At 65.6% G+C, this 221-nt stretch carries 1 protein-coding gene; it reads left to right on the forward strand.

Going from position 1 to position 221, the window contains the following annotated elements; all coding sequences use genetic code 11:
- On the forward strand, window positions 1–221 hold a 221-nt coding region (locus tag RAD15_RS44095; RefSeq protein WP_458184911.1), incomplete at both ends, for an Ig-like domain-containing protein.

A 221-nucleotide genomic window follows, 5' to 3' on the forward strand; every position in this document is an offset into this window, starting at 1 on the left:
CAGCGGGTCGTCGTCTGTGGACCTCAACTCGACCGACAAGGCCTTCGATCTGTCGCTGAACGGCAATGCCGATACCAACGGCACCGGTGTGACTTATGAGGTCTCGACCGACGGCGGCGCGAGCTGGTCGACGACCACGGCCGCGCAGAGCGATCTGGCCGATGGCAGCTATCAGTTCCGCGCCGTGGTCAGCGATCCCGCCGGCAACAGCGCGACCAGCA

The sequence above is a fragment of the Bradyrhizobium sp. 14AA genome, from assembly GCF_054185205.1.